At 66.8% G+C, this 24,909-nt stretch carries 20 protein-coding genes and 3 pseudogenes; 8 read left to right on the top strand and 15 right to left on the bottom strand.

What is annotated here, in order from left to right:
- Positions 1–20: 20 nt before the first annotated feature.
- The 8 genes from ABDV69_RS04835 to ABDV69_RS04800 all read right to left on the bottom strand — a co-directional run bounded on the left by ABDV69_RS04835 (position 21) and on the right by ABDV69_RS04800 (position 9,542).
- The gene (locus ABDV69_RS04835) at positions 21–1,076 is read right to left on the bottom strand and encodes a hemolysin family protein (RefSeq protein ID WP_343572196.1); all 1,056 of its coding nucleotides are present in this window, start codon (positions 1,074–1,076) and stop codon (positions 21–23) included.
- Entirely contained in the window at positions 1,076–2,440 is a 1,365-nt protein-coding gene (locus tag ABDV69_RS04830; protein WP_343572195.1) for a hemolysin family protein, read from the bottom strand. Before ABDV69_RS04830 ends, ABDV69_RS04835 begins: the two co-directional genes overlap by 1 nt.
- Positions 2,441–2,667: 227 nt before the next feature.
- Positions 2,668–4,104: a GuaB1 family IMP dehydrogenase-related protein gene (locus tag ABDV69_RS04825; RefSeq protein WP_343572194.1), complete on the bottom strand. Its 1,437-nt coding sequence runs from the start codon at positions 4,102–4,104 to the stop codon at positions 2,668–2,670.
- Between the two features lie 6 nt (positions 4,105–4,110).
- Positions 4,111–5,571 carry an NADP-dependent phosphogluconate dehydrogenase gene (gene gndA / locus ABDV69_RS04820; RefSeq protein ID WP_343572193.1) on the bottom strand — a complete coding sequence of 487 codons (1,461 nt, stop codon included), beginning with the start codon at positions 5,569–5,571 and terminating at the stop codon, positions 4,111–4,113.
- A gap of 106 nt (positions 5,572–5,677) precedes the next feature.
- A complete protein-coding gene (locus ABDV69_RS04815; protein WP_343572192.1) occupies positions 5,678–6,631 on the bottom strand; it encodes a M56 family metallopeptidase in 954 nt (317 codons plus the stop codon).
- Positions 6,632–6,645: 14 nt separating this feature from the next.
- A complete protein-coding gene (locus tag ABDV69_RS04810) occupies positions 6,646–7,062 on the bottom strand; it encodes a BlaI/MecI/CopY family transcriptional regulator (protein WP_343572191.1) in 417 nt (138 codons plus the stop codon).
- 266 nt (positions 7,063–7,328) lie between these two features.
- Entirely contained in the window at positions 7,329–8,078 is a 750-nt protein-coding gene (locus ABDV69_RS04805; protein ID WP_343572190.1) for a phthiotriol/phenolphthiotriol dimycocerosates methyltransferase, read from the bottom strand.
- 84 nt (positions 8,079–8,162) lie between these two features.
- Complete coding sequence (locus ABDV69_RS04800; RefSeq protein ID WP_343572189.1) at positions 8,163–9,542, bottom strand: cytochrome P450; 1,380 nt, start codon at positions 9,540–9,542, stop codon at positions 8,163–8,165.
- A 128-nt stretch (positions 9,543–9,670) separates the two neighbouring features.
- On the opposite strand from ABDV69_RS04800, the gene ABDV69_RS04795 reads away from it, so the two are divergent.
- On the top strand, positions 9,671–10,069 hold the full coding sequence (locus tag ABDV69_RS04795) for a PaaI family thioesterase (RefSeq protein WP_343572188.1): 399 nt from the start codon (positions 9,671–9,673) through the stop codon (positions 10,067–10,069).
- Here the strand turns inward: ABDV69_RS04795 and ABDV69_RS04790 are convergent.
- The 3 genes and pseudogenes from ABDV69_RS04790 to ABDV69_RS04780 form a co-directional block, all read right to left on the bottom strand.
- Positions 10,066–11,451 (bottom strand): NAD(P)/FAD-dependent oxidoreductase, encoded by a 1,386-nt coding sequence (locus ABDV69_RS04790; RefSeq protein WP_343572187.1) that lies wholly within the window; start codon positions 11,449–11,451, stop codon positions 10,066–10,068. The genes ABDV69_RS04795 and ABDV69_RS04790 overlap by 4 nt on opposite strands.
- Positions 11,452–11,581: 130 nt before the next feature.
- Positions 11,582–11,905, bottom strand: a pseudogene (locus ABDV69_RS04785) (LLM class F420-dependent oxidoreductase); the annotation flags it as partial.
- Between the two features lie 112 nt (positions 11,906–12,017).
- On the bottom strand, positions 12,018–12,695 hold the full coding sequence (locus tag ABDV69_RS04780; protein ID WP_343572186.1) for an SDR family oxidoreductase: 678 nt from the start codon (positions 12,693–12,695) through the stop codon (positions 12,018–12,020).
- Between the two features lie 176 nt (positions 12,696–12,871).
- On the opposite strand from ABDV69_RS04780, the gene modA reads away from it, so the two are divergent.
- The 4 genes from modA to ABDV69_RS04760 all read left to right on the top strand — a co-directional run bounded on the left by modA (position 12,872) and on the right by ABDV69_RS04760 (position 16,411).
- Positions 12,872–13,741, top strand: a complete 870-nt coding sequence (gene modA, locus ABDV69_RS04775) for a molybdate ABC transporter substrate-binding protein (RefSeq protein ID WP_343572185.1) — start codon at positions 12,872–12,874, stop codon at positions 13,739–13,741.
- A gap of 189 nt (positions 13,742–13,930) precedes the next feature.
- The gene (locus ABDV69_RS04770; RefSeq protein ID WP_343572184.1) at positions 13,931–14,974 is read left to right on the top strand and encodes an APA family fibronectin-binding glycoprotein; all 1,044 of its coding nucleotides are present in this window, start codon (positions 13,931–13,933) and stop codon (positions 14,972–14,974) included.
- Between the two features lie 122 nt (positions 14,975–15,096).
- Entirely contained in the window at positions 15,097–15,366 is a 270-nt protein-coding gene (locus ABDV69_RS04765; RefSeq protein WP_343572183.1) for a GlsB/YeaQ/YmgE family stress response membrane protein, read from the top strand.
- A gap of 43 nt (positions 15,367–15,409) precedes the next feature.
- Positions 15,410–16,411: a zinc-binding alcohol dehydrogenase family protein gene (locus ABDV69_RS04760; RefSeq protein ID WP_343572252.1), complete on the top strand. Its 1,002-nt coding sequence runs from the start codon at positions 15,410–15,412 to the stop codon at positions 16,409–16,411.
- A gap of 7 nt (positions 16,412–16,418) precedes the next feature.
- On the opposite strand, the pseudogene ABDV69_RS04755 reads toward ABDV69_RS04760, so the two are convergent.
- Positions 16,419–16,640: pseudogene (locus ABDV69_RS04755) on the bottom strand (CPBP family glutamic-type intramembrane protease); the annotation flags it as partial.
- Positions 16,641–16,822: 182 nt separating this feature from the next.
- Here ABDV69_RS04755 and ABDV69_RS04750 point away from each other — a divergent pair.
- The 3 genes from ABDV69_RS04750 (at position 16,823) to ABDV69_RS04740 (ending at position 22,893) form a co-directional block, all read left to right on the top strand.
- Positions 16,823–19,234, top strand: coding sequence for a CoA transferase (locus ABDV69_RS04750; RefSeq protein ID WP_343572182.1), 2,412 nt, complete (start codon positions 16,823–16,825; stop codon positions 19,232–19,234).
- A complete protein-coding gene (locus ABDV69_RS04745; RefSeq protein WP_343572181.1) occupies positions 19,234–20,715 on the top strand; it encodes an acetyl-CoA acetyltransferase in 1,482 nt (493 codons plus the stop codon). Before ABDV69_RS04750 ends, ABDV69_RS04745 begins: the two co-directional genes overlap by 1 nt.
- 87 nt (positions 20,716–20,802) lie before the next feature.
- Positions 20,803–22,893: an NAD-dependent epimerase/dehydratase family protein gene (locus ABDV69_RS04740; protein ID WP_343572180.1), complete on the top strand. Its 2,091-nt coding sequence runs from the start codon at positions 20,803–20,805 to the stop codon at positions 22,891–22,893.
- On the opposite strand, the gene ABDV69_RS04735 is transcribed toward ABDV69_RS04740, so the two are convergent.
- The 3 genes and pseudogenes from ABDV69_RS04735 to tnpA all read right to left on the bottom strand — a co-directional run bounded on the left by ABDV69_RS04735 (position 22,886) and on the right by tnpA (position 24,823).
- The gene (locus ABDV69_RS04735; protein ID WP_343572179.1) at positions 22,886–24,118 is read right to left on the bottom strand and encodes an FAD-dependent oxidoreductase; all 1,233 of its coding nucleotides are present in this window, start codon (positions 24,116–24,118) and stop codon (positions 22,886–22,888) included. The two genes, ABDV69_RS04740 and ABDV69_RS04735, sit on opposite strands and share 8 nt — an antisense overlap.
- Before the next feature lie 8 nt (positions 24,119–24,126).
- Complete coding sequence (locus ABDV69_RS04730; RefSeq protein WP_343572178.1) at positions 24,127–24,252, bottom strand: hypothetical protein; 126 nt, start codon at positions 24,250–24,252, stop codon at positions 24,127–24,129.
- A gap of 42 nt (positions 24,253–24,294) precedes the next feature.
- Positions 24,295–24,823: pseudogene (gene tnpA, locus ABDV69_RS04725) on the bottom strand (IS200/IS605 family transposase).
- Between the last annotated feature and the right edge of the window lie 86 nt (positions 24,824–24,909).

Genomic DNA, 24,909 nt, shown 5'->3' with positions numbered 1-24,909 from the left:
CGTCCAACCGGGTGGCCGTCTCAGCCACGTCCCGTCCCGTCGCGCACCACACCGACCAGTTCGCGTACCAGATCCTCCAGCGCGACCATGGCGACCACGGCGCCGCCGTCGGAGGCGGTGACCAACGCGAGGTGGCTGTTGGTGCGGCGCATCCGCGACAACGCCTCGGGCACGCTCAGCGACTCCGAAATGCGGGGCAGCGGCCGGACTCTGGCCGGGTCGATCACAGCCTGCGGCTCGTCGGCCAACGGCAGCACGTCTTTGATATGCAAGTATCCGACAAAGCTGCCGTCGACGCCGACCACCGGGAATCGCGAGTAACCCGTTGCGGCCAAGGCGTTTTCGACGACCGCGACGGTTGGGCCGGAGCTTGCTGCGGCCACTGGGACGGCGCGGATCTCCGCAACAGGAACCGCCACATCAGCGACCGTGCGGTTGCGGATCTGCAGCGCCCGAGTCAGCCGGGTGTGCTCCTCGCGGTCCAGCAATCCCTCCGACACCGACTCGGCGATCATCTCGCTGAGCTCGACGGTGGACACCGTGACATCGAGCTCGTCGCGCGGGCGGACCCGCAGCACGCGCAAGATCACGTTATTGCAGCAGCTGTAGAAATTGACGACGGGCCGGACCGCGCGTGCGTAGACGAGGTAGGCCGGGATCAACAGCATCGCCGCCCGCTCCGGGCCGGCCATTGCGATGTTCTTCGGCACGATCTCGCCGAGCAGCAGGTGCAGCGTCACCACAATCGCCAGTGCCACCACGAACGCCATGGTGTTCAGCAGCGCCGAGGACTTGCCGAGCAGATCGAACGAGCGCCGCAGCAGGTCGGCGACGGCCGGTTGGCCGATGCGGCCGAGCAGAATCGACGACACCGTGACACCCAGCTGGGCGCCCGCGAACATCAGCGGCAGCTGCTCACCCGCCCGAATCACCGTGATCGCGCCCGACCTGCCCTGCTCCGCCAGCCCTTCGAGGCGGTCCCGTCGCGCGGAGATCAACGAGAACTCGGCGGCGACGAAAAACGCGTTTGTGCCGATCAGCAGCACGGTCGCGATCAGCTCGAGCAGATCGCCCATCAGCGACCTCGCCGCGCGCCGGAATCGGCGCCATCCGGTAGTTGGGTCAGCTCGAGCAGGTCGATGCGGCGACCGTCCATCCGCAGCACCCTGGCCCGCCACCCGGCGGTGTGCGGGCCGCCGTCGTGCTTATATCCGCTGAGCTGCACTTCGTCGCCGATAACCGGGATACGGCCCAGCTGTTCTAAGACCAGCCCGCCGATCGTCTCGTATTCGCCTTCGGGGGCCTGATAGCCGGTCGCGGCGGCCACCTCGTCGATGCGCAGTAGGCCGGCCACCCGCCAGCCGCTGTCGACGGCCACCACATCTTGGCTGGCGTCGTCGTGTTCGTCGCGGACGTCGCCGACAATCTCTTCGATCAGATCCTCGACGGTGACCAGCCCCGCGGTGCCGCCGTACTCGTCGACGACCATCGCGGTCTGCAGCGCGCTGGCGCGGATCTGTCCCATCAGCGCGTCGCCGTCCAGCGTGGACGGGACTTTGGCGACCGGCTGCGCGACGGCGGTGACCGGCGTGCGCCCGCGCTCGGCCGGCGGCACCGCGAAGACCTGCTTGACGTGCACGATGCCGACCGTCTCGTCGAGGTCGCCGTCGATGACCGGGAACCGCGAAAACCCGCTCCCGGCGGCCGCTTCCACCAAGTCGGCGACGGTCTTGTCCACTTGCAGCGCAACGATTTTCGACCGCGGTGTCATCAACTCCTCGGCGGTCAGCTCACCGAACTGCAGGGACCGGTCCAGCAGCGCCGCGGTCGCCGGATCCAGCGCGCCGCTGCGCGCCGACGTGCGCACCAGCGAGACCAGCTCCTGCGCCGAACGGGCCGACCGCAACCCCGTGGCGGGCTCGACGCCCAGTTTGCGCAGAATCCAGTTGGCCACCCCGTTGGTCAGCCGGATCGGCCACGTCATCAGCCAGCAAAACAGCAGCTGCATGCCGGCCACCGCCCGCGCGGTCGCGGGGGGACGGGCCACCGCAAGGTTTTTCGGGATCAGCTCACCGAAGATCATCGACAACGACGTGACGACCAACAGCGTCACGAAGGTGACGATCACGTTGGCGACCCGGTCGGGCACCCCCAGCGCATCCAGCGCCGGGTGCGGCAGCTCCGCCGCCAACGGTTCGGTCAGATAGCCGGTGATCAGCGTGGTGATCGAGATACCCAGCTGCGCACCGGACAGCTGGAACGACAGGCTGTGATGAGCACGCTGCACATACCGGTCGCGACGCCCGCCGCGGCGTGCGTTGGCCTCCACGGTGCTGCGTTCGAGGGTGGTCAGTGCGAACTCAGCGGCGACGAACAGCGCCGCGCCGGCCGTGAGCAGCACAATCGCCAGCAAGCTCAGCAGGGTGACAACCAGATTCATCGAGGCCGCCCTCCAACGGTCGTGACCCGCTTCACCCGGGCTTCGCCCGCGATCGCGATCACTCCGCGAGAAGGAGGCTCCTCTGGGTCGGCGTCACACACGTTGGTCGGCGCGGGTTCCTGCGGCACGGTAACCCTTTCGTCGACGTATCCACTCACGCGTGAGATCTGATGGTAGCGAAGGCGTGACGCGCCCGAGTTCTCGTCGCGGTGTCGACACGCCCGGGTTCACCACCCGAACGGCAGGGGATGGCCCTCGGCGAAGCCCGCCGCGGACTGGATGCCGACCACCACCTGCTCGTGCAGTTGGGCCAGCGTCGACGCCCCGACGTAGGTGCAGGTGCTGCGCACGCCGGAGGTGATGTGGTCGAGCAGATCCTCGACGCCGCCGCGGACCGGGTCCAGCGCCATCCGTGAGGTCGAGATGCCTTCTTCGAACAGCGCCTTGCGGGCACGCTCGAAGGCGCTGTCGGCGGCGGTGCGGGCCACCACCGCCCGCTTGGAGGCCATGCCGTAGCTCTCCTTGTACGGCTTGTTGTCCCGGTCGCGCAGTAGGTCGCCGGGCGACTCGTAGGTGCCGGCGAACCACGATCCGATCATCACGTTGGACGCCCCGGCGGCCAGCGCCAGCGCGACGTCGCGCGGGTGACGCACCCCGCCGTCGGCCCACACGTGCGCACCCAGTTGCCTTGCCGCCGAGGCACATTCGAGGACAGCCGAGAACTGCGGACGCCCGACGCCGGTCATCATGCGAGTGGTACACATCGCGCCCGGGCCCACCCCGACCTTGACGATCGACGCGCCGGCGTTGACCAGGTCCCGGGTGCCGTCCGCCGACACCACGTTGCCCGCGGCCAGTGGCACGCCCAGGTCCAGCGACGCAATCGCCTTGATGGCGTCCAGGGCCTTGGTTTGGTGGCCGTGCGCGGTGTCGACGACCACCAGGTCGGCGCCGGCCTCGGCCACCGCCTGCGCCTTGGCGACCACGTCGCCGTTGATGCCGACCGCTGCCGCGATGCGCAACCGACCGCGCGCGTCGACCGCCGGCGAGTAGATACCGGCGCGAATGGTGCCCGTTCGGGTCAGCACACCGGCGAGTGTCCCGTCGGCGGCGGTCATCACCGCGACGCCGACCGAGGCGTGCTCGAGCGACTCGAAAACTTCGCGCGGATTCGTGCCCGCCGGGACTTTGACGAAGTCGGTGATCGCGATGTCTCGCACCCGGGCGAACCGATCGACGCCGTCGCAGCACGATTCGGTGACCAGCCCGATCGGGCGTTCCTCGAAGGTGACGACCGCGGCCCCGTGCGCGCGCTTGGAGATCAGCGCCAGCGCGTCGGACACCGAGTCCTCGGGCTCCAGGGTCACCGGGGTGTCGACGACCAGGTCGCGGCTCTTGACGAAGTCCACCGTCTGCCGCATTGCGGTGATCGGAAGGTCTTGCGGCAGAACGACAATTCCGCCACGGCGGGCCACCGTCTCGGCCATTCGCCGGCCCGCGACCGCGGTCATGTTGGCCACCACCACCGGGATGGTGGTTCCGGAGCCGTCGTTGGTGGACAGGTCGACGTCAAACCGCGACGCGACGTCGGAGTGGTTCGGCACGATGAAGACGTCGTCGTAGGTCAGGTCGTACGCGGCGCGGTGGCCGTCCAGAAACTTCATCGGGCCCTACGAGGCCGGAACTTCGCTGCGGTCTGCACTCCAGAGGGTATGGAACTTTTTGCTCGGGTCTTCATCAGTCCGTCCGTAGGTGTGGGCGCCGAAGAAGTCCCGCAGGCCCTGGGTGAGCGCGGCGGGCAGTCGCTCGGTGCGCAGTGCGTCGTAGTAGGACAACGCCGAGGCGAAGCCCGGAACAGGGATACCCAGTTCGGTCGCGGTCACCACGACGCGACGCCAACTGTCGACGCCTGCTTCGATCGCGCTGCGGAAGTACGGCGCAGCGATCAGGGTGGGCAGGTCGGGGTTCTCGTCGAACGCCTCTTTGATCCGGTTGAGGAATTTGGCCCGGATGATGCATCCGCCGCGCCAGATGGTGGCCATGTCGCCGGGGGTGATGCCCCAGTTGTATTCGGCGCTGCCGGCCTGGATCTGGTTGAAGCCCTGGGCGTAGGCGATGATCTTCGACGCATACAGCGCCTTGCTGATGTCTTCGATGAATTGCTTTGCATCGTTTGGTTTTTGACCCAGATGGCCGAACGCCAAGCCGGTGGTGGCCTTGCGTTGGGCCACCGAGCCGGACAGCGCGCGGGCAAACACCGCCTCGGCGATACCGGTCACCGGCACTCCGAGGTCGAGCGCGGACTTCACCGTCCAGCGGCCGGTACCCTTCTGCTCGGCCTCGTCGACGATGACGTCCACCAGCGGCTTGCCGGTCTTGGCGTCGGTCTGACGCAACACCTGTGCGGTGATCTCGATGAGGAAGCTGTCCAGGTCGCCGGAGTTCCACTCGGCGAACACGTCGGCGATCTCGGGCGCGGTCTTGCCGAGCGCGTCGCGCAGCAACTGGTAGGCCTCGCCGATCAGCTGCATGTCGGAGTACTCGATGCCGTTGTGCACCATCTTGACGAAATGTCCGGCGCCGTCGGGGCCGATGTGGGTGCAGCACGGAACACCGTCGACGTGCGCGGAGATCTCCTCCAACAGCGGGCCCAGCGACTTGTACGACTCGGCGGGTCCGCCCGGCATGATCGACGGGCCCTTGAGCGCGCCTTCCTCGCCACCGGAGATGCCGGCGCCGACGAAGTGCAGACCGCGCTCGCGGATGGCCTTTTCGCGACGGATGGTGTCGGTGTAGAGCGAGTTGCCGCCGTCGATGATGATGTCGCCTTCTTCCATCGCGTCGGCGAGCTCGTTGATGACGGCATCGGTGGGGTCACCGGCTTTGACCATGATGATCACCCGTCGCGGCTTCTCCAGCGCGTCCAGGAATTCCGCGATGGTCTCCGACCGGACGAATGTGCCCTCGTCGCCATGCTCTTTGAGCAACGCGTCGGTCTTGGCCACCGACCGGTTGTGCAGCGCCACCGTGTAACCGTGGTGGGCGAAGTTGCGGGCGAGGTTGGAGCCCATCACCGCCAGGCCCGTGACGCCGATCTGCGCGGTCCCGGTCTTTGATTCCGACGAGCTCATGTGTGCGCCTCTCAATCCGTGACTTCATCCACCGAACACTGTGGCACAGCGAGATTCATGCCTGTGCACGGTATCGCCCGAGTGCGTTGCGGGAAAGGTTGCCGGGTCAGGCCGCGATGAACAGCCGGTGCAGTTCGGTGAGCCAGGGGATCGCAAGCGCGACGGTCGGCACCACCAGCACTGCGGCGGCGGCGGCATAGGCGGCCGTCGACACCCACAGGCTGTTCCCACTCCCGGACAACCGTCGCACGCGCAGCAGGGTGTGGGTGTCACCGGCGGCCAGCGCACCCTTCGGCGCGCGGCCCGACGCGCAGGCCACCAGGGCGCGCGCCAGGGGAGCGCGGCCGGCCACCCGGACTGCGGCGTCGTCGGCCAACAGCTCGGCCAGTAACTGCACCGCGTCCAAAGCGCTTGCGCTGCGGACGAATCGAGGGAACGCGGCATGAGCAGCGGTGAACGCTTCGAGCACCAGATCGTGGCGTGCGCGCAGATGAGCACGCTCGTGACTCAGGATCGCGGCGACCTCGTTCTCGGTGAGCGAGTCCAACGTGCCCTCGCTGACCACCACCCGGCTGCGCACGCCGGGCAGACAGTAGGCCAGCGGCTGCGCGACTTCCAGCACGCGCAGGTCGCGGCCGCGGGCGCAAGCCCGCGCGGAGACCACATCGGACGACAAGCCCAGCAGGTCTACCAGCATGCGGTGGTGGGCCCGACGCCGGCGGGTGGCGACGGCGACCCGGATGACGGCCACGGCCAGCCGGGCCCCGATCATCAAAGTGAGCCCGAAGACCGCGACGTCGACAAGCCATAGCGACCAGCCGAGCCGGCCGATTTCCGCGGCGGGACTGGCGGTCGGGCGGCCGTCGGAACCGGGGACGAACAATCGGCTGGCGATGGCGATGCCGGCGCTGAAGGCCGACAGCACTGCGGCGACGGCGATCGCCTGCCAGAGCACCATCGCGGCGCGAGGGGCGCGCAGCGGCCAGGTGGCCCGCGCCAGCAGGGCCGGGACCGGGCCGACCAGCATCACCGCAAGAACGGTGAACGCCAGTCCCGACATGGCCCCAGTGTCCCTCAGTGCTCCGGCAGCGCGCCAGCAGGCCGGGGTTTCCGATGACCTGATTCCAGTTCGTCGAGTGCGCGCCGCAACGCCTCGGCTTCCTCGGCGCCGACACGCTCGACGAAGTGCACCAGGGCGGCCTGTCGGCTTCCGGTGCCTGAGGCCTGGTCGAGTGCGTCGACCATCAGACCGGCGACCAATTCGTCGCGTCCGTGCACCGCCGCGTACTGGTGCGCTCGATCGTCGCGGATTTGCAAGACCAGATTCTTCTTGGCCAACCGCTGCAGCACGGTCATCACCGTCGTATAGGCCAGATCGCGCTGTTGGGAGAGCGCTTCGTGCACCTGGCGGACGGTTTGCGGGTGAGGAGCGGACCAGAGGTGGTCCATCACCGCGCGCTCAAGTTCCCCGAGCCGCGTCAGCTTAACCATGTTTGCTCATCTCCTTGGCAATGCCGTCAGCGTACTCGCGCTTACTACCGACGGTCGTACCTGTCCGCCTTGGGAGGGTGCCAGCAGATTCGACGTCGATAATCTGGTTAGGCTAACCTAATAACAGCGACAACCCAAGCAACCTCTTGCGGGTTTAGGGCAGCCTTGCCTATCCTTGTGACATCGAGCGATAGATGACCGTGACGGTGTGCTGAGGGCTGCAGCGAACCCCGGTCTCTCGGTGTCCGCGGACGCGTTGTCGCGCTTCAGTCTTTGATGAAGTGATACATCCGGTACGACAACCGCCCGCGCTGCAATTCCTTGTACATCAACGTGCCAGGCGCACCGGCGAACAGGCGGCCGAAGGACTGCAGAAAGGCGGGTACATGCCGACCAACCAGGTCCAGATACCGCTGCGAGTTGTTATCCAGCCCTCGTAGAACCTCAGAGTTGATCTCCCGCTTCGACACCATCCGCATCGGCGAAGCGGCCAGTGCTGCGTCCCACGCGTCGTATTCGAGGAACCCGCGGAAATCGGCGTAGAGGAAATGTCCTCCCGGCCGGAGCACCCGCGCCACTTCCGGGAGGAAGCGATCAAAGTGCGGGTAGGCGTGCGATGCTTCGACATTGACCACCGCGTCGAAGGATCCGTCGGGGAACGGCATGTCCTGGGCGTCACCGTGCACGAACTCGAGCCCTGGCAGGTCGTGCCGTCTCTTGGCGAATTCGATGCCGTCCGGGTTGAAATCCAAACCCGTGTATGAGGCGGGGTGCAACGTCCGAACTAGGTAGGCGGCTCCTCCGCCATGGCCGCAGCTGGGCTCAAGGACCTGCTTGCCGCTGAGGTCTGCCTGTGTCGCCGTGCGATGGTAGAGCTGGATGCAGTAACGGTTGGGTTGGTCGGACGGGTCAAGTGGCAGACCCATCGGCGGGTCCTCTTCGTAGCCCCAGTTGAGAAACACCACATCGTCGTTTTGCCAACGGCGAGTAATGAAGGGGTACCAGTACTTGTTCATGGTGTTTTTAAACCATGAGTAACTGCCGATGGGCTTCACATACTGCCGGAGAGTGCCTGTCACAGCGGTCAGTATGCCAGGCACCTATGCGCTGCTGTGGTCGGCCTCAGGCGAAAAAACAGCCTCGCTCGACGCTCCAGCCGATCGCCGGTGAACCACCGCCCGGGCACCACGCGCCGGCACGGTCGCCACACCGCGCCATCGTCGTCGTTCGTCCGGCGCATCGGTTGGGGCGAAACGTATTTCGCGCAGGAGCGTGCGCAGGGCGACGTCCATCTCCATATTGGCGAACCCTGCGCCGACGCATCGGTTGACGCCGCCGCCAAACGGAATCCACGCTGCCGGCTTGGGACCCGTGCCGATGAATCGGTCCGGATTAAAGGACGTCGGATCCGGAAAATTCTCTTCTGACTCCTGCGCCAGTCGGATACTGGATATCAAGTTGGTGTTTTCCGGAATAACCCAGTCGCCCAACCGGACTCGCGTCTTTGTGCGGCGTAGGGAGGCGTCCAGAACCGGCCGGGTGCGTTGCACTTCCCAGATTGTCGCCTGCCGCAATTCGGATCCGCCGGCGTCGACTTCCTCGGCCAGCCGCGCCAATAATTCCGGATGGCGGATCAACCGCTCCACCGCCCAGGCCAGCGAGGAGGCGGTGGTCTCGTGACCGGAGGCCAACAAGGTCAGCAATTCATCCGAGATGTGCTGATCGGTGATCGGCTCACCATTTTCGTAGCGGGCCTGAACCAGCAACGCAAGCACGTCACTGCGCTCTTCCAGGGCCGGGTCGACACGCGCATCCACGATGAGTGATTCGACGGCAGCGTCAAAACGGCGCCGATATCGCAGATACCGTCCCCACGGAGTCCACCGACCCAGGTCACGCCGGAGGGCTTGCGGCACCAGCAGACCCAGGCCGATTAGCGTGACAATCGTTGGGACCAGATCGTGAAACTCGTCCAGACCGATTCCCTCGACGCCGAACGTGGCACGCAAGATCGAGCCGAGAGCAATCCTCGTCATCGGTGGCAGCACTTGAAACTCGCGGCCCTCCGGCCAGGTCGCGATCTCGCGCATCACCTCTTCTTCGATGATGTGCTCGTAGCTCCGCAAACGCCTGCCGTGAAACATCGGGACGACCATCTTGCGTCGTGCGAGGAGTTCGTTGCCGGCGAGGCTGAACGTCGACCCCGGCCCGAAGGCGTCGCCCAACGTTCCGGACCCGAAGGTCGGGCGTTCGATGAGATCAGTACTGGTGTTGAACAGATCTTTGACCAGGAGCGGGTCGGTGATGACCACCGCATGTCCGGCGCCGGGCAGATTCACACTGATCACGCCGCTCTTGTAGCGTCGCGCCGCCGAGGCGAACATCGCATGGTTCCTCAACGCAAACGCGACGGCCTGACCGGCCTTCGGTATCCGCGGACCCGGTGGTAGCCGTACCTGCTCGGTTGTTGCCGTCGCCATTTCGCCCCCCCTCTTGCTGATGCCGAAGTATCCTCGCCGATCTCACCCTAAGGGTATCCGGATCACCATGCCCGGCCTCGTTGTACCCCGTCCACCGTTGTCGACACATGGCGTGTAGACACATCCACGTGCAGCCATTGCCAGAAGCGCCGTTCGATCACGAATTAGGGTTGGTGTTCACCCAGATCAGCCCGGACCGCACCGAAGCCCGGCTCGAGGTGCAACCAAAGTTGTTGCAACCCATGGGCATCGTGCACGGCGGCGTCTACTGCGCGATGGTGGAGAGTCTGGCCAGCGTTGCCGCCTACACCTGGATGGCCACCCAAGGCGGCGGGGGATCGGTCGTCGGCGTCAACAACAACACCGACTTTCTGCGCGCGATCGGTAGCGGAATGATTTACGGGACCGCCGTTCCGATCCACCGCGGTCGACGTCAGCAACTGTGGCAGGTCACCATCGTCGACTCCGACGAGCGACTGGTCGCCCGCGGTCAGGTGCGGCTGCAGAACCTCGAGGCCGAGAGTTAACTCGCGGCCTTCGCCGTCTCGCCCTCGTGCGCCTCGGCAGCCAACACCGCCAACTGCTCGAGTCGGGTTCGGGCGAACGCCTGCTGCTCGGTGATCGTCAGCTGCCCGCGCCGACCACTCAAGAAAGTCACGATCCACGACAGCACCGTGGTGATCTTGTTCTTGAACCCGATCAGATAGACCAGGTGCAGCAGCAACCAGGCAAACCAGCCGATGATGCCACCGAACTCGAGCGGCCCCATTTTCACCACCGCGTAGTACCGCGACACCGCGGCCATCGACCCCTTGTCGAAGTATTGGAACGGCTCGCGGTGGGCCGGGTCGGCGCCGGCCAACTCTGCCTTGATCAAGCCGGCCGCGTACTTGCCGCCCTGGATCGCGCCCTGCGCAACCCCGGGCACGCCGTCGACGGCTGCCATGTCCCCGACGACGAACACGTTGGGATTGCCGGGAATCGACAAGTCAGGCAACACTTTGACCCGGCCGGCGCGGTCGAGTTCGACGCCCGACTGCCGGGCCAAGTCGCGGCCCAGCGGGCTGGCGGCGACGCCGGCCGACCACACCTTGCAGGCCGACTCGATGCGGCGGGTGGTTCCGTCGGAGTCCTTGACCGTGATGCCGTCGCGGTCGACATCGGTGACCATTGCCCCGAGCTGGATCTCGACACCCATCTTCTCCAGCCGAGCGGCGGCCTTCTTGCCGAGCTTCTCGCCCATCGGCGGCAGCACAGCGGGGGCGGCGTCGAGCAGGATGACCCGCGCTTTCGTCGAATCGATATGGCGGTAGGCGCCTTTGAGGGTGAAGTCCGCGAGTTCGGCGATCTGACCGGCCATTTCGACGCCGGTCGGTCCCGCGCCCACCACGGTGAACGTCAGGAGTTTCTTGCGCCGTTCGGGATCGTTGGACCGCTCGGCGGCCTCGAACGCGCTCATGATGCGACCGCGTAATTCCAGGGCGTCGTCGATGGACTTCATACCGGGTGCGTACTCGGCGAAATGGTCGTTACCAAAGTACGACTGACCCGCCCCGGCCGCGATGATCAAGCTGTCGAACGGGGTTTCGTAGCTGTGGCCGAGCAAATCCGAGACGACGAACTTACCCTTCAGGTCGATGTGCGTGACGTCGCCGAGCAGAACCTGGGCGTTGTGCTGGCCCCGCAGGATCATCCGGGTCGGGGGAGCGATCGCCCCTTCGGCCACGATCCCGGTGGCCACTTGGTAGAGCATCGGCTGGAACAAGTGGTGGGTGGTGCGGGCGATCAATTTGATGTCGACGTCGGCCCTCTTGAGCTTCTTGACGGCATTCAGCCCGCCGAATCCAGATCCGATGACGACCACCCGGTGTCGACGATCGGGTGCAGTGTCTTCGGACTGGACGTTCATAACGTGGTTGCTCCTCAGCGGCATGTGGATTCGTCACCACGATAGCCGTCCGCACCTGCAACTATCGACGTGACCGGCGTGTGATCGCCCACACCCGCGCGACCACACGTGACGGACCTCGCTGCGAGATCTACAGACCGACCAGCGGGCGCAGCGCGTCACCGACCTCTGACATCTTACCGGGCTTGTAGAACGGCATGTTGATGATCACGCCGTCGATTCAGGCGTCCAACACCCTGGCCTGAACCTGCTCGGCGATGAAGTCGGCGCTTCCGGCCAGCAGGCGTCCGTCCATCTCGTCGGGGATCTGGTCCGGCTTCACGTTGTCATCGAGCAGCACGGTGACCAGCATGCTGGTCTCGAGTGTCGCGGGGTCGCGGCCGATCTCTTCGCAGCGCTCCCGGACGACGCTGACGTTGAGGTGGTCGAAGTGCCGAGCCGCCAGAGGGATCGTCCAGGGTGGTGATGACCTTGGCCAGCAACGTGGGATTCCGGTACGTGTTGCCAGTGGTGCCCACCCTAGTGACCGGCGTACGGCGGCGACCGTCGCGGACGCGAATTACGCGTTAAGCGAATTGCGTCAGTGCGCCGTGGCTGACATGCAGCGTCTGGCCGGTGATGTGGCGGGCGGCGCCGCTGGTCAGGAATAGCGACATCCGCGCGACCTCGGCGGCGACCGACGGCGCTGTGCGGGACAGGCCTTCGTAGCCGGGGTTCGCGCGGCGTCCGGCCGCGACCGCGTTCACGGTGATACCGCGGGTGCCGAAAATCGTCGCCTGGCCGGCCACCCAACTGGAAAGCGCGGCTTTGATCGCAGCCTCGGCGCTACCCGGACGAGGATTTTGCGGCATCACGCTGATGATCGTTCCGCCGGATCGCAGGTGGTCACCTACCGTCTCGAGGGTGAGCACTGCGGACAGAACGGTGTCGTCCATTGTGGTGCGCCACGCGGATGCCAGGTCGGACAGCGAGTACGCCCGCGGGTCGCCGGCGTCCCGGCGCGGCGCCGGAACGTTGACGATGGTGTCCAAGTGGTGCGGGAACAGGTGGCGGACCTCCGCCAGTGCGGCGGGATCGGTGTTGTCGCAGACGATGGCGTCCGCTTCGATTTCCTTGGCGGCTACCTCGAGGTCGTCTCGACGGGCGCCGAGCAGCGTGACCGTGTGACCGTTGTTGTGGAACTCTTCAGCAACGACGCGACCTAGTTCGGTGTCGCCTCCGGTGACAAGTACCTCCACCGCCATGACCTCCTCGTATTCACCGTCGAATCCAGGTGCCGACCCGTCAGGAGCACCGCGGCCTACACCTCGGGCTACGATTCTCCGTCGCTTCGATGGTGGCACACCGAAACGCCGGTCCCTGGGATTTCAGGGCGTGTATGGCATTACCGTTTCCTTATGTTACTGGACGGTAGCTAGATATGAAACTCCGAATCCGGCACGGCGTGATCACCGTTTGGACAACGCTGAGCATCGTGACATCTCGACTCGGCGGCGCGCGCACGGCCGGGATGGCTGGATTGCTGGCGTTGGCGTTGGCGCTGGCGACGCCGCTGAGCGGATGCAGCGGACAGCCGGCGGCGACGACGGGTTCTGCACCGTCGGGTCAGGTACCGGCCAGCTCGATCATGGTGTTCGCCGCCCTCCCACTCAAACCCGCCTTCACGTTGCTTGCCGGCAAGTTCACTACCGACAATCCCGACGCCACAGTGGAGTTCGATTTCGCCACGTCCGCGGAACTGGCGAACAAGTTGACCCAGGGCGCCAGCGCCGACGTTTACGCCTCGGCAGACACCGCCGAGATGGACACGGTGATCAAGGCAGGCCTGACGAGCGGCGAACCGGTGAACTTCGCGTCCAGCACGTTGGTGATCGTCACCGCCCCGGGCAATCCGAAGCAGGTCCGGAGTTTCGCCGATCTCGCCAGGCCTGACCTGCGTGTCGCGACGTGTCAGGCGTCGGCGCCCTGCGGGTCGGCGGCGCAACGCATCGAGGACGACGTCGGCGTGCACTTCAATCCCGCGAGTGAGGAGTCGATCGGGGCCGGTGTGCTGGCGAAAGTCACCGGCGGGCAAGCAGACGCAGGACTGGTCTACCTCAACGAAGCGCACCAGGCCGGCGCCTTGGTCGACTCCCTACGGTTCCCGGAGTCGGCAGACGCGGTCAACATCTATCCGATCGTGGTACTCGCACAAGGGTCTCAGTCGGCGTTGGCGCAGAAGTTCGTCGACCTGGTGATCGGCGCGACGGGCCAGCGCGTGCTGACCCAGGCCGGCTTCGTCAGTCCGTGAGCTGGTACATCGCGACGGTTGTGACGCGCCCGACCGCGCTGCCGTTAGCGAATTGTCACCTCGGCCGCCGGCAAAAGCGGGGAGCTGCGGGTATCCGGACGCCTCCGGGTGCGCCGTTCACGAAAAATCGGCCGAAACGCCTGCAATTCACCCGTGCGGCACGGGTATGACACGGTAGATTTTTGGCTCATGGACCAGCTGGACCGCTATTCGACACGGCCCAAAAACCGCAGGCTGACGCGCGTTATCGCGGCAATCGGCGGTGCGGGAGCAATCACGTTCGGGTGGCCCGCGGCAGCCGGCGCCGATCCGGTGCCACCGCCGCCCCCCAGCCCCGCGGCCCCGGCCCCGGCCCCCGCCCCGGGCGCGCCCGCGCCGGCCCCTCCGGCCGCCCCCGATGCGGCACCGGGCCCCGGCGGTCCCGCCGTGGCACCGCCGCCCGCCGCCCCGGTTGGCGCGCCGCCCGCGACCGACCCCAATGTTCCGGCCCCGCCCCCGGTCGACCCGAATGCCGGGCGGATCGACAACCCGGTCGGCGGCTTCAGCTACGTCCTTCCCGCCGGGTGGGTGGAGTCCGATGCGACCCACCTGGACTACGGATCGGCGCTGCTCAGCAAGATTTCCGGAGCGCCCAGCCCCGGTCAGCCGCCACCGGTCGCCAACGACACTCGGATTGTGCTCGGCAGGCTGGACCAGAAGCTGTATGCCAGCGCGGAAGCCGATGACTCCAAGGCCGCGGCGCGGCTGGCATCCGACATGGGCGAGTTCTTCATGCCCTACCCAGGCACCCGTTTGAATCAGGAGACGATTCCGATGGGCGCCAACGGCGCGGCAGGTGGAGCGTCGTATTACGAGGTCAAGTTCAGCGACGCCACCAAGCCGAACGGCCAGATCTGGGCCGGAGTAGTCAGTCCGCCAGAGCCGGCGGGCGCGCCGACCCAGCGTTGGTTCGTGGTGTGGCTGGGCACCAGCAACGACCCGGTCGACAAGGCCGGGGCGAAAGCGTTGGCCGAGTCGATCCGACCGCTGGCCCCGGCACCTGCGCCGGGCGCGCCGGCTCCAGCACCCGTTCCGGGCGCCCCGCCACCTCCCGCGCCGGCTCCGGATGCACCAGCCCCGGCTCCCGCCCCCGGCGCACCGGTGCCGGCAGCTCCTCCGCCCGCAGCGCCGACGCCCGGTCAGCCGGCCGGGGGAAACGGCGCGACGCCGACGCCCGGCGCGTTGTCGACCTGACACCGATACCGTTCCGTCCCGAAAAAAGGGCCCGTCGAGCAATCGACTGGCTACGCTGAACGGGTTCTCCAAATACGGTCCTGCAGTGGGCTGACACAAATCAATACGCGAAGGAGCTGGTCGTGATCTTGCACATCATCTGGATGCTTATCCTCGGCCTCATCGTCGGCCTCGTTGCACGACTGATCGTTCCGGGCCGTCAGCCACTGGGCCTGATCGCAACCGCTCTGCTCGGGATCGTGGGTGGCTATGTCGGTGGAACGCTGGGCAGCGTGGTGTTCCCGCCGCACCAATTCACCGTCACTCCGCCGATCAACCACTCATTCCTCGGTGCGCTGGTCGGCGCCGTGCTGCTGGTGTTCATCTACAAAGCGGTCAAATCACGCACCTGACAGGCCGTCAAACAGTTTGAGCTCCAACCCGATCCCCACCACCATGTACGCATGGCGGGTTGCTCGCCCCGGCCCGGTCAACACCCGGCCGCTTGAGTACGTCAGCGCAGCGGTTCCGCAACCCGGGCCGGCCGAGCTTCTTGTCGCGGTGCGTGCGTGCGGGGTGTGCCGTACCGACCTGCACGTCACCGAGGGCGACCTGCCGGTGCATCGGGATCGCGTCACACCCGGACACGAAGTGGTCGGCGATGTGGTCGACGTCGGCGAGGACGCCGGAGGCGAGTTTCGCGTTGGCGACCGCGTCGGGATCGCCTGGCTGCGGCACACCTGCGGGGCGTGCCGCTACTGCCGACGCGGCGACGAGAATCTGTGCCCGAATTCTCGCTACACAGGATGGGACGCCGACGGCGGATACGCCGAATTCACGACAGTCCCTGCGGCTTTCGCGCACCATCTGCCGAAGGGGTACAGCGACAGCGAACTGGCGCCGCTGCTGTGCGCCGGGATCATCGGCTACCGGTCGCTGCAGCGCGCGGCGCTGCCGCCCGGCGGCCGGTTGGGGTTGTACGGGTTCGGCGGCAGCGCGCACATCACCGCGCAGGTCGCGCTGGCGCAGGGCGCCGAGGTGCATGTGATGACGCGGGGCGCCGCGGCCCAGGAGTTGGCCCGCGGTCTGGGCGCCGCGTCGGCGCAAGGTGCCGCCGATCCGCCACCGGTAAAGCTTGACGCCGCAATCCTGTTCGCGCCCGTCGGCGATCTGGTGCTACCGGCGTTGGAGGCGCTCGACCGTGGCGGCACCCTGGCGATCGCGGGAATTCACCTCAGCGACATCCCGCCCCTGAACTACCCGCGTCACCTGTTCCAGGAGCGTCAGATTCGCTCGGTGACCTCGAACACCCGGGCCGACGCGCGGGCGTTCCTAGGCTTCGTCGCCGAGCACCACGTCACCGTGACTACACCGGAATATCCACTGAGCCAGGCGGATCGCGCGTTGTCGGATCTCAGCGCAGGCCGCGTCGCCGGGGCGGCGGTCCTGCTCGTTTAAGTTTAGGTCAGCTGCACAGCTGCCAGACCAGCGCGGCGGCCAGCGCCCGCAGCCCGTTGAGCGACCAGTGCAGCGCGATCGGCGCCAGCAGGCTGCCACTGCGTCGCCGCAGCCAGCTGAACACGAGTCCGGCTGCTGCGGTCGCGACCACCGCCATCAGCACCCCGGCCAGCATCCCGAGGACGCCGCCCCCGAACAGCCGGGTGAAGCCGACGTTGCTGCTGGTCAACGCCAGCACCACCACGACGACGGCGATATCGACCTGGATGCGGAAGTGGTGCAGCGCCGAGAGCTGGACGAGCAGTGGATGCGGTTCCGCCGCGGCGCTCTCGTAGCCAGCCAGCTCATCAGGCTACCGACGGCAGCGAGGTAGGCGACCGGTAGTTGACACCTGCCAACTACGCTGGCCTGATGCCTGACGACCTGCTCACGTCGCTGCGGGTGCTCGACCTGTGTGACGACGACGGCGACGCGGTCACCAGACTGCTCGCTGACCTGGGCGCCGACGTGCTGAAGGTGGAGCCGCCCGGCGGCAGCCCGTCGCGCACCAGTCGGCCGTCGCTGCGCGGCACCGGCGTGCGCTTCGCCCTGCACAATGCGAACAAGCGCAGCACTGTGCTCGACCCGTCCGACCCGGACGACCGCGAGCGGCTGATCGAACTGGCCGCCGGCGCCGACATCGTCGTCGACAGCGGGATGCCCGGCCAGGCCGCCGCGTATGGGACCTCATGCGAGGCGATGGCCGACCGCTTCCCACACCTGGTGACGCTGTCGGTCACCGATTTCGGCAGAACTGGGCCGCAGGCGTCGTGGCAGGCCACCGACCCGGTGCTCTACGCCCTGTCGGGCGCGTTGGCCCGGTCTGGGCCCACCACCGGCACTCCGGTCTCACCACCGGACGGTATCGCCTCGGCCACCGCCGCCGTCCAGGCCGGATGGTCTGCTCTGGTTGCCTACTATAACCGGTTACGTTGCGGCACAGGCGATTACATCGACTTCTCGCGCTACGAGGCGGTAGTGATGGCGCTCGACCCGGCGTTCGGGGCGCACGGGCAGGCCGCCGCGGGCGTCCGGCATCCGGATCGATGGCGCGGACGCCCGAAAAACCAGGACGCCTACCCGATCTACGCCTGCCAGGACGGCTACGTCCGGCTGTGCGTGATGTCGCCGCGACAGTGGCACGGGTTGCGCCGGTGGCTGGGGGAGCCCGAGGAATTTCAGGACCCCAAGTACGACGTCATCGCGGCGCGGTTCAAGGCGTGGCCGCAGATCGGGCTCCTGGTTGCGCAACTGTTCGCCGACCAGACGATGAAAGCGCTTGTCGCCAAGGGACAGTCGCACGGTGTCGCGATATCCGCCGTGCTGGACCCCGCGCAGATTCTGGCGTCCGGGCATTTCCAGGCGGTCGATGCGGTGGCCGACGCCGAACTCGTTCCCGGTGTGCGCAGCACCATCCCGACCGGCTACTACTCGGTCAACGGTGAGCACATCGGGTTCCGCGAACCCGCGCCACCGGTCGGGGCCCGCGACGCCGGCTGGGCCGCGCCACCGGCGACGATCACGGCACCCGCGAAGTCGGGTCCGCGTCCGTTCGACGGGCTGCGCATCATCGACCTGGGCATCATCGTCGCCGGCGGTGAACTCAGCCGGCTGTTCGGCGATCTGGGCGCCGAGGTCATCAAGGTCGAAAGTGCGGCCTACCCGGACGGGTTGCGCCAGGCCCGGATCGGCGAACCGATGAGCGAGTCGTTCGCCTGGACACATCGCAACAACCTGGCGTTCGGCGTGGACCTGCGCAGTGCCGCCGGCAAGCGGGTGTTCAGCCGCTTGGCCGCCGACGCCGACGCGGTTTTCGCCAACTTCAAACCGGGAACGCTTGCTGCTCTGGGCTTTCCGTACGACACGTTGCACTCGTTGAACCGGCGGGTGGTACTGGCCGAGAGCAGCGCGTTCGGCGACCGCGGACCGTGGAGCAACCGGCTGGGGTATGGCCCGCTGGTGCGCGCCACCGCTGGCGTCAGCAGCCTCTGGACCGACCCGCGTCCGCAACCGGACGAATCCGTTGCCCGGCACCGATTCTACGACGCGACGACGGTTTTCCCCGATCACGTGGTCGGGCGGATCACGGCGCTCGGCGCGCTCGCCGCGTTGATCCATCGCGACCGGACCGGGATCGGCGCGCGCGTGCATGTCTCGCAAGCCGAAGCTGTGGTCAACCAGCTCGACGTCCGCTACGTCACTGACGCGGCACGCGCCGACCATGGCGCTGAACTGAACGACGACACTAGCGTCCACGAGGTCTTTCCGTGCGCGGGCGACGACGAGTGGTGTGTGATCTCGATCCGCACCGACGCCGACTGGCGTTCGGCCAGTGACGTTTTCGGTTTGCCCGAGCTAGCCGGCGATACACGCTTGGCGACCGGGGAGGCGAGACTGGCACACCGGAACGAGTTGGTCGAGCTGGTGTCGGCGTGGACCCGCGAGCGCAGCCCGAGACAGGTCGCCGAGGCTCTACAGTCGGCCGGCGTCCCGGCCGGGCAGATGAATCGCCCACCCGACATCCTGGAAGACCCGCAACTGCGCGAGCGAAAGTTGTTCAGCGACATGACTCATCCGCTGTTCGACCACCCCCTGCCGGCCGAGACCGGGCCGGCGCCGTTTAGGCACATCCCGCCGGCGCCGCAGCGGCCAGCGCCCATGCCCGGGCAGGACACCCGCGAGATATGTCTGAAGATCCTGGACATGAGCAGCGAGGAAACCGAGCAACTGATCCATGACGGGGCGCTGTTCGCGCCCGCCGACACCACGGAAGGTCGCGCCTGATGCCCGTCCACCCCAGAACGCCGGTGCTGGTCGCCTACGGCCAGGTGAACCACCGCGAGCCCGCACAGCACAACACCCTCGAACCGGTCGACCTGATGGTCGCGGCGGCGCGCGAGGCAGCCGACGCGCGGGTGCTCGCGGCCGTCGACTCGATCCGGGTGGTCAACCTGCTGTCGGTGTACTACCGCGACCCCGCACTGTTGCTCGGCGAGCGCATCGGCGCCCGCCACTTCACCACCCGCTACAGCGGCATCGGCGGCAACGTCCCGCAGACACTGGTCAGCCGGGCATGCGTGGACATCCAGCAGGGCCGGGCCGAGGTGGTCTTGGTGGCCGGCGCGGAGATGTGGCGGACCCGCACGCAGTTACGCGCCGACGGCAAACGGCTGGCCTGTACGGCGCAGGACGACTCGATTCCGCAGCCCGCAGGCAGCGACGAGAACGTGCCGATGGCCGGGGAGTCCGAGATCCGCATCAAACTGGACCGACCGGCGTACATCTATCCGATGTTCGAGCAGGCCCTGCGCGTCAGCACGGGGGAGTCGGTGGACGATCACCGTCGCCGCATCGGCGAACTGTGGGGACGTTTCAACGAGGTCGCGGTGCACAATCCGCACGCCTGGATCCGCGAACCGGTTACGGCCGAAGAGATTTCACAGCCAGGGCCGACGAACCGGATGATCAGCTGGCCCTACCCGAAATTGATGAACTCCAACAACATGGTTGACCAGGGCGCCGCGTTGCTCTTGATGTCCGTCGAGGCTGCCACCCGCCTGGGCATCCCCACCGAGCGATGGGTGTACCCGTACGCGGGCACCGACGCGCATGACACCTACTCGATCAGCGAGCGTGCCGAACTGCACCGCTCGCCGGCCATCAGGATCGGCGGCGCGCGAGCCCTGGAGTTGGCCGGCTTCGGCATCGACGAGATGGACTACGTCGATCTCTACTCATGCTTCCCATCCGCTGTCCAGATCGCCGCGCACGAGCTCGGGCTGCCGATCGACGACCCGGCCCGGCCGTTGACCGTCACGGGTGGGCTGACGTTCGCCGGGGGTCCGTGGAACAACTACGTCGCACACTCCATCGCGACGATGGCCCAACTGCTGACCGACAACCCCGGCCGGCACGGGCTGGTCACCGCAAACGGCGGTTACCTGACCAAGCATAGCTTCGGCGTCTACGGCACCGAGCCACCGAAGACCGAGTTCCGTTGGGAGGACGTGCAATCCGTGGTCGACCGGGAACCTACTCGCGCCGTTGCGGTGGAATGGGAAGGCGTGGGCACCATCGAGGCATGGACGACACCGTTCGATCGGGAAGGTCAGCCTGAGAAGGCATTCCTCGCGGTTCGCACTCCGGACGAACGGCGCACGCTGGCGTTGATCTCGGACCCGGCCGCGGCTGCGGCGACCGTGCACGAAGACATCGGCGGCGCCAAAGTCAAGGTCGCCGGCGACGGCTCGGCCACATTGCAATGAGCTAACGGCGTCAGCTGACAGCTACCCGTAACCGTCCTGCGCGACTATTGTTTATTGTTCAACTAAACGCCGTGGAGGTGCTCGGCCGTGCGGATTCTGCTGACCGGCGTCACCGGCGTACTCGGGCGCGCGGTGGCCCGGCAATTGGTTGCCGTGGGCCACCCGGTGACAGGCATCGCGACCCGGCCACACGAGAACCTGCATCCCGACGTCGAATTTGTCCGGGGCCCACTCGCAGATCCGATTCTGCAGGAACTGGCCAATGCGGCCGATGTGGTGCTACACCTGGCACCGATCGAGCCAGAGGCGCCCGGCAGCGCAGGGATCGACGGCCTGGTCCGGGTGGCGCACGCATCGGCGCGTTCAGGCGCCCGATTGATCTATGTGTCTGCTGCGGCCGGGGACCCGACCCTCTGCGGGCCGGCCGAAACGCTGGTGACCAGCGGGTGGGCGCCGAGCTTGGTGGTGCGCATCGCGCCGCTGGTGGGTCGCCAGCTGGACTGGATGATCAGTCGTACGGTCGGCAGCCTGGTGCACAGCAAGTCAGCGGGCGCCCCAGTGCGGGTACTGCATTTCGACGACCTGCTTCGCTTCCTGGTGCTCGCCGTGGCGACCAATCGCACCGGAGTGGTCGACCTGGCCAGTCCGGACGCTATCGACCTGGCAGCCGCGAGCAGCATGGTGCGGTCCGCCGGGCAACGCCCGCGGCTGGCGCGCTTGCCCTGCTGGACCGAGCTGACACCCGCCCTCGACATCGCAGCACTGAACGAGGTGTGGCGGTTCGAATTCGGCTGGTATACAACCGATGCCATCGCCGATACCGGGCGTGGGCTGGCCGGCCGTAAGCTCAGCGTCACCGGCGGTACGGACGTCCCCGGATACCTGCCCCTACCGGTCGAGGTTGCTCTGCCGATCGAACCGTGGGATGGGGCGCTGCTGCGGTCGGCCTCGCCGGACGAGCAGGAAGGCGAATTCGACGATCGGATCGACCCGCGCTTTCCGGTCTTCAGCGCGGCCCCGCTGGCCGAAACCCTGCCCGGGCCGCTGTCTCCGATGACGCTCGATGTCCAGCTGGCCGGCTTACGCACCGCCATGCGGATGATCAGCCCGGTGCTGGCGTGCGGCGAGATCGTTGCCACCGAATGGGGAAGCCGGGCAATCGCGGTATTCGGTCACCGCCCCTACGTCGGCGTTTCGGCCAGCCTCATCGCGGCGGAGCAGCTGCCCGGCTGGGACGTTGACGAAGTCATCCGCGAGTCGCTGGGCGGCAAATCGGTTGAGCTGTTTCCGCGAGGCCGTCCGCCGCGGAGCGGGCGGCTCGGCTCTGCCGCGGCAAAAGCCGTGGTGGTCAAGCGCGTCCTCGCGCAGTTGCGGCATCTGAAGACGGATACCCAGACCTACGTCGCGGCCGCAACCGCGGAACATCTGCCTGCGGCGCAACTGAATTCGCTTCCAATTGCCCAACTCCAGTCCCGGGTCCGCCTGCTGCGAGACCGGATCCATCACGGTTGGGCGCTGACCGGTTTGTGGTTGATCGACAGCGGCGTCACCGCAGCCACGGTGCAGCGCCGTGGCGTCCACGTCGCCGTCGCCGGTCTGGGTGCATTGCTGGAAAGCGATGCCGTCACCGCCAAGACGGCCTCGCTGGCCGCACTGATCCGCGACGATGTGCGGCTGTGTGCACTGGCAATCGACGGCGATCTCGACGGCATCAGGGCACGGTCGCCGTCAGCCGGGTCGGCTTTCGCTGCGGCGGTCGGCCAGATCGGGCACCGCGGTCCGGGCGAGGTCGAACTGGCCAACCTGATGATCGATGACGATCCGGCGATTCTGCTGGCCGCGGCCGGGCGAGCCGCCACCGAGCTACCGCAGCGGATGCCGCCGGCCCAGTCCGATGCGACGCTGCCCCAACGGCTGGTCGCCAGCGCCCGCGCCTCCCGGGAAATGGCCTTCGACACCACCATCCGGTTCACTCACGAACTACGAATGACATTGCGCGAGCTTGGTTCTCGTCTCGTCTTCGCTGAAGTGATCGACGTTGCGGGCGAGATCTTCTATCTCACCTGCGACGAGACCGTCACCGTGCCTTCCGATGCCCGGCTGCGCATCAAGCGTCGTCGCGCGGAGCGGGAGCGGTTTCAGGGATCACGTCTGCCCGACGTCATCGCGGTCAGCTGACCGCGTCGGGCAGCGGCACGTCCGGGTCGGCCAGTTTGTGTGGATCCACCGGGGCCTTTTCGCGAATCAAGCTCTTGATGTCATCGAGGGCATTCCAGACGTTGACCTGCATCCCGGCCAGCACCCGGTTGTCGTTGTCGAGCCAGAACGCGACGAATTCCCGGGCGGCCTTGTCACCGCGGAACACCACCCTCTGGCAGTTCGGCGCGTGGCCGGCATATTCCATGCCCAGGTCGTATTGGTCGGTGAAAAAGTAAGGCAGCTCTTGATATTCACCGGGCTCGCCGAGCATGCCGGCCACCGCAACTTCGGGCTGGTTGAGCGCGTTCGCCCAGTGTTCGGTGCGGACTCGTTCTTCGAACAGTGGGTGTTCGGCGGCAGCAATGTCGCCGACCGCGTAGATGTCGGGGTTGCCGGAACGCAGCGATGCGTCGACCAGCACCCCGCCGCCCTCGGTCGGAAGACCTGCTCGTTCGGCCAATTCGATGTTGGGCTGGGCCCCGACGGCGATCAGCACGCGATCGGCGAGGATGGTCGATCCGTCACCCAGCTTCAGGCCGGTGGCTTTGCCGTCCTCAGTAGTGATTTCGGTGACCTCGGTCTCCAATCGCAGGTCCACGCCGTGGTCGCGATGCAGTTGGGCGAACACCGTGCCGACTTCCTCGCCGACTGCGCCACTCAACGGCACCTTGGCGGTCTCGACGACGGTGACGTCGACGCCGCGCTGGCGGGCGCTGGCAGCGACTTCCAGCCCGATCCACCCCGCGCCGATCACCGCCAGCGATGACCCCTCTTTGAGACTGGTGTCCAGGTTCGACGCGTCGTCGTAGTGGCGTAGGTAGTGCACTCCGGTGGAGTCCGCGCCCGGAATCGACAGCCATCGCGAGCGAGATCCGGTAGCCAACAACAGTTTGTCGTAGTGCAGGCTGGTGTCATCCGAAAGCGTGACCGTGTGAGCGGTCGGATCGATCGACAAGGCCTCGGTACTGGTGCGCAGATCGATCTTGTTGTTGCGGTACCACTGCCAATCATGCACGGTGAAATCCTTGAGCGATTTCGTACCGGCGAGAAAGTCCTTCGACAGCGGCGGTCGCTCGTAGGGGAGGTACTCCTCGTCCTCGAGCAGCACAACTTGTCCGTCGAAACCTTTCTCTCGCAACGCTTCCGCTGCCTTGGCTCCGCCCAGCCCGCCACCAATGATGACGAAGGTTTGCGAGTCAGCCACGATCACTCCTATCTGCTCGTTACCTGCTGGAGCAGGTCATCGTCGAGCGATGCCCGCACCACATCCCCCTCGGCGGCGAAGGTGGTGCCGGCGGCATCAAGCAGTCGGCGAACCACCCGCGTGTGCTCGGCCATGCGTCACGGCGTACCCGTACTCCGGGTTCGCAAACACGGCTGCTACCTGGGCGGTAAGCCCTGCGCCGCACGGCGTTGACCGTCATCTTGGGCGCAAGCCCCGCCGTTTATGGCGGGGTGAGTCCATCCCGTTTGTTGCCGGGCGCAGCCCGGCGCTCGTAGAGGTCGAGCCTGTCCGTCGATGTATTGCTTGATGATCGATAAGGGTGCGCCTCCGCAGGAGACGGCGAAGTAAGACGGCGACCACAGGTGGCTGCGCATGCGGGCGCGCACGCATGCGCCGGTGAATTCCCGCCGAACGGTGTAAGCCGTTCGGCCTTTGCGGCGTTGCACCAGTGTGGAGATCGCCGGCGTGGGCGGATAGGCGAGCAGCAGGTGCACGTGGTCGGCCTCGCCGTTGAACTCGACCAACTCGACATGGTGCTCGGCGCACACGGCGCGCATGGTGGTTTCGGCGAAGGTGAGCATGGGATCGGTGAACAGTTTGGGTCGGAACTTGGTCACAAAGGACGAGGTGGGCGTGTAGCAGCGACACGCTGTGTCGGGCGCGGCGATACGTCTGGGTTGTCAGTGGTCGGCTTTATGGTGTGGGCGTGCAGATGGGTAACGCCTACCACGGTGAACCGACAGTGGCCGGTGAGCCGGTGTGTTCGGGTG

It is taken from the genome of Mycobacterium sp., assembly GCF_039583785.1.
GTDB lineage: Bacteria > Actinomycetota > Actinomycetes > Mycobacteriales > Mycobacteriaceae > Mycobacterium.
Note: the sequence above shows the minus strand (reverse complement) of the source record. Positions and strands in the feature narration are given on the sequence as shown.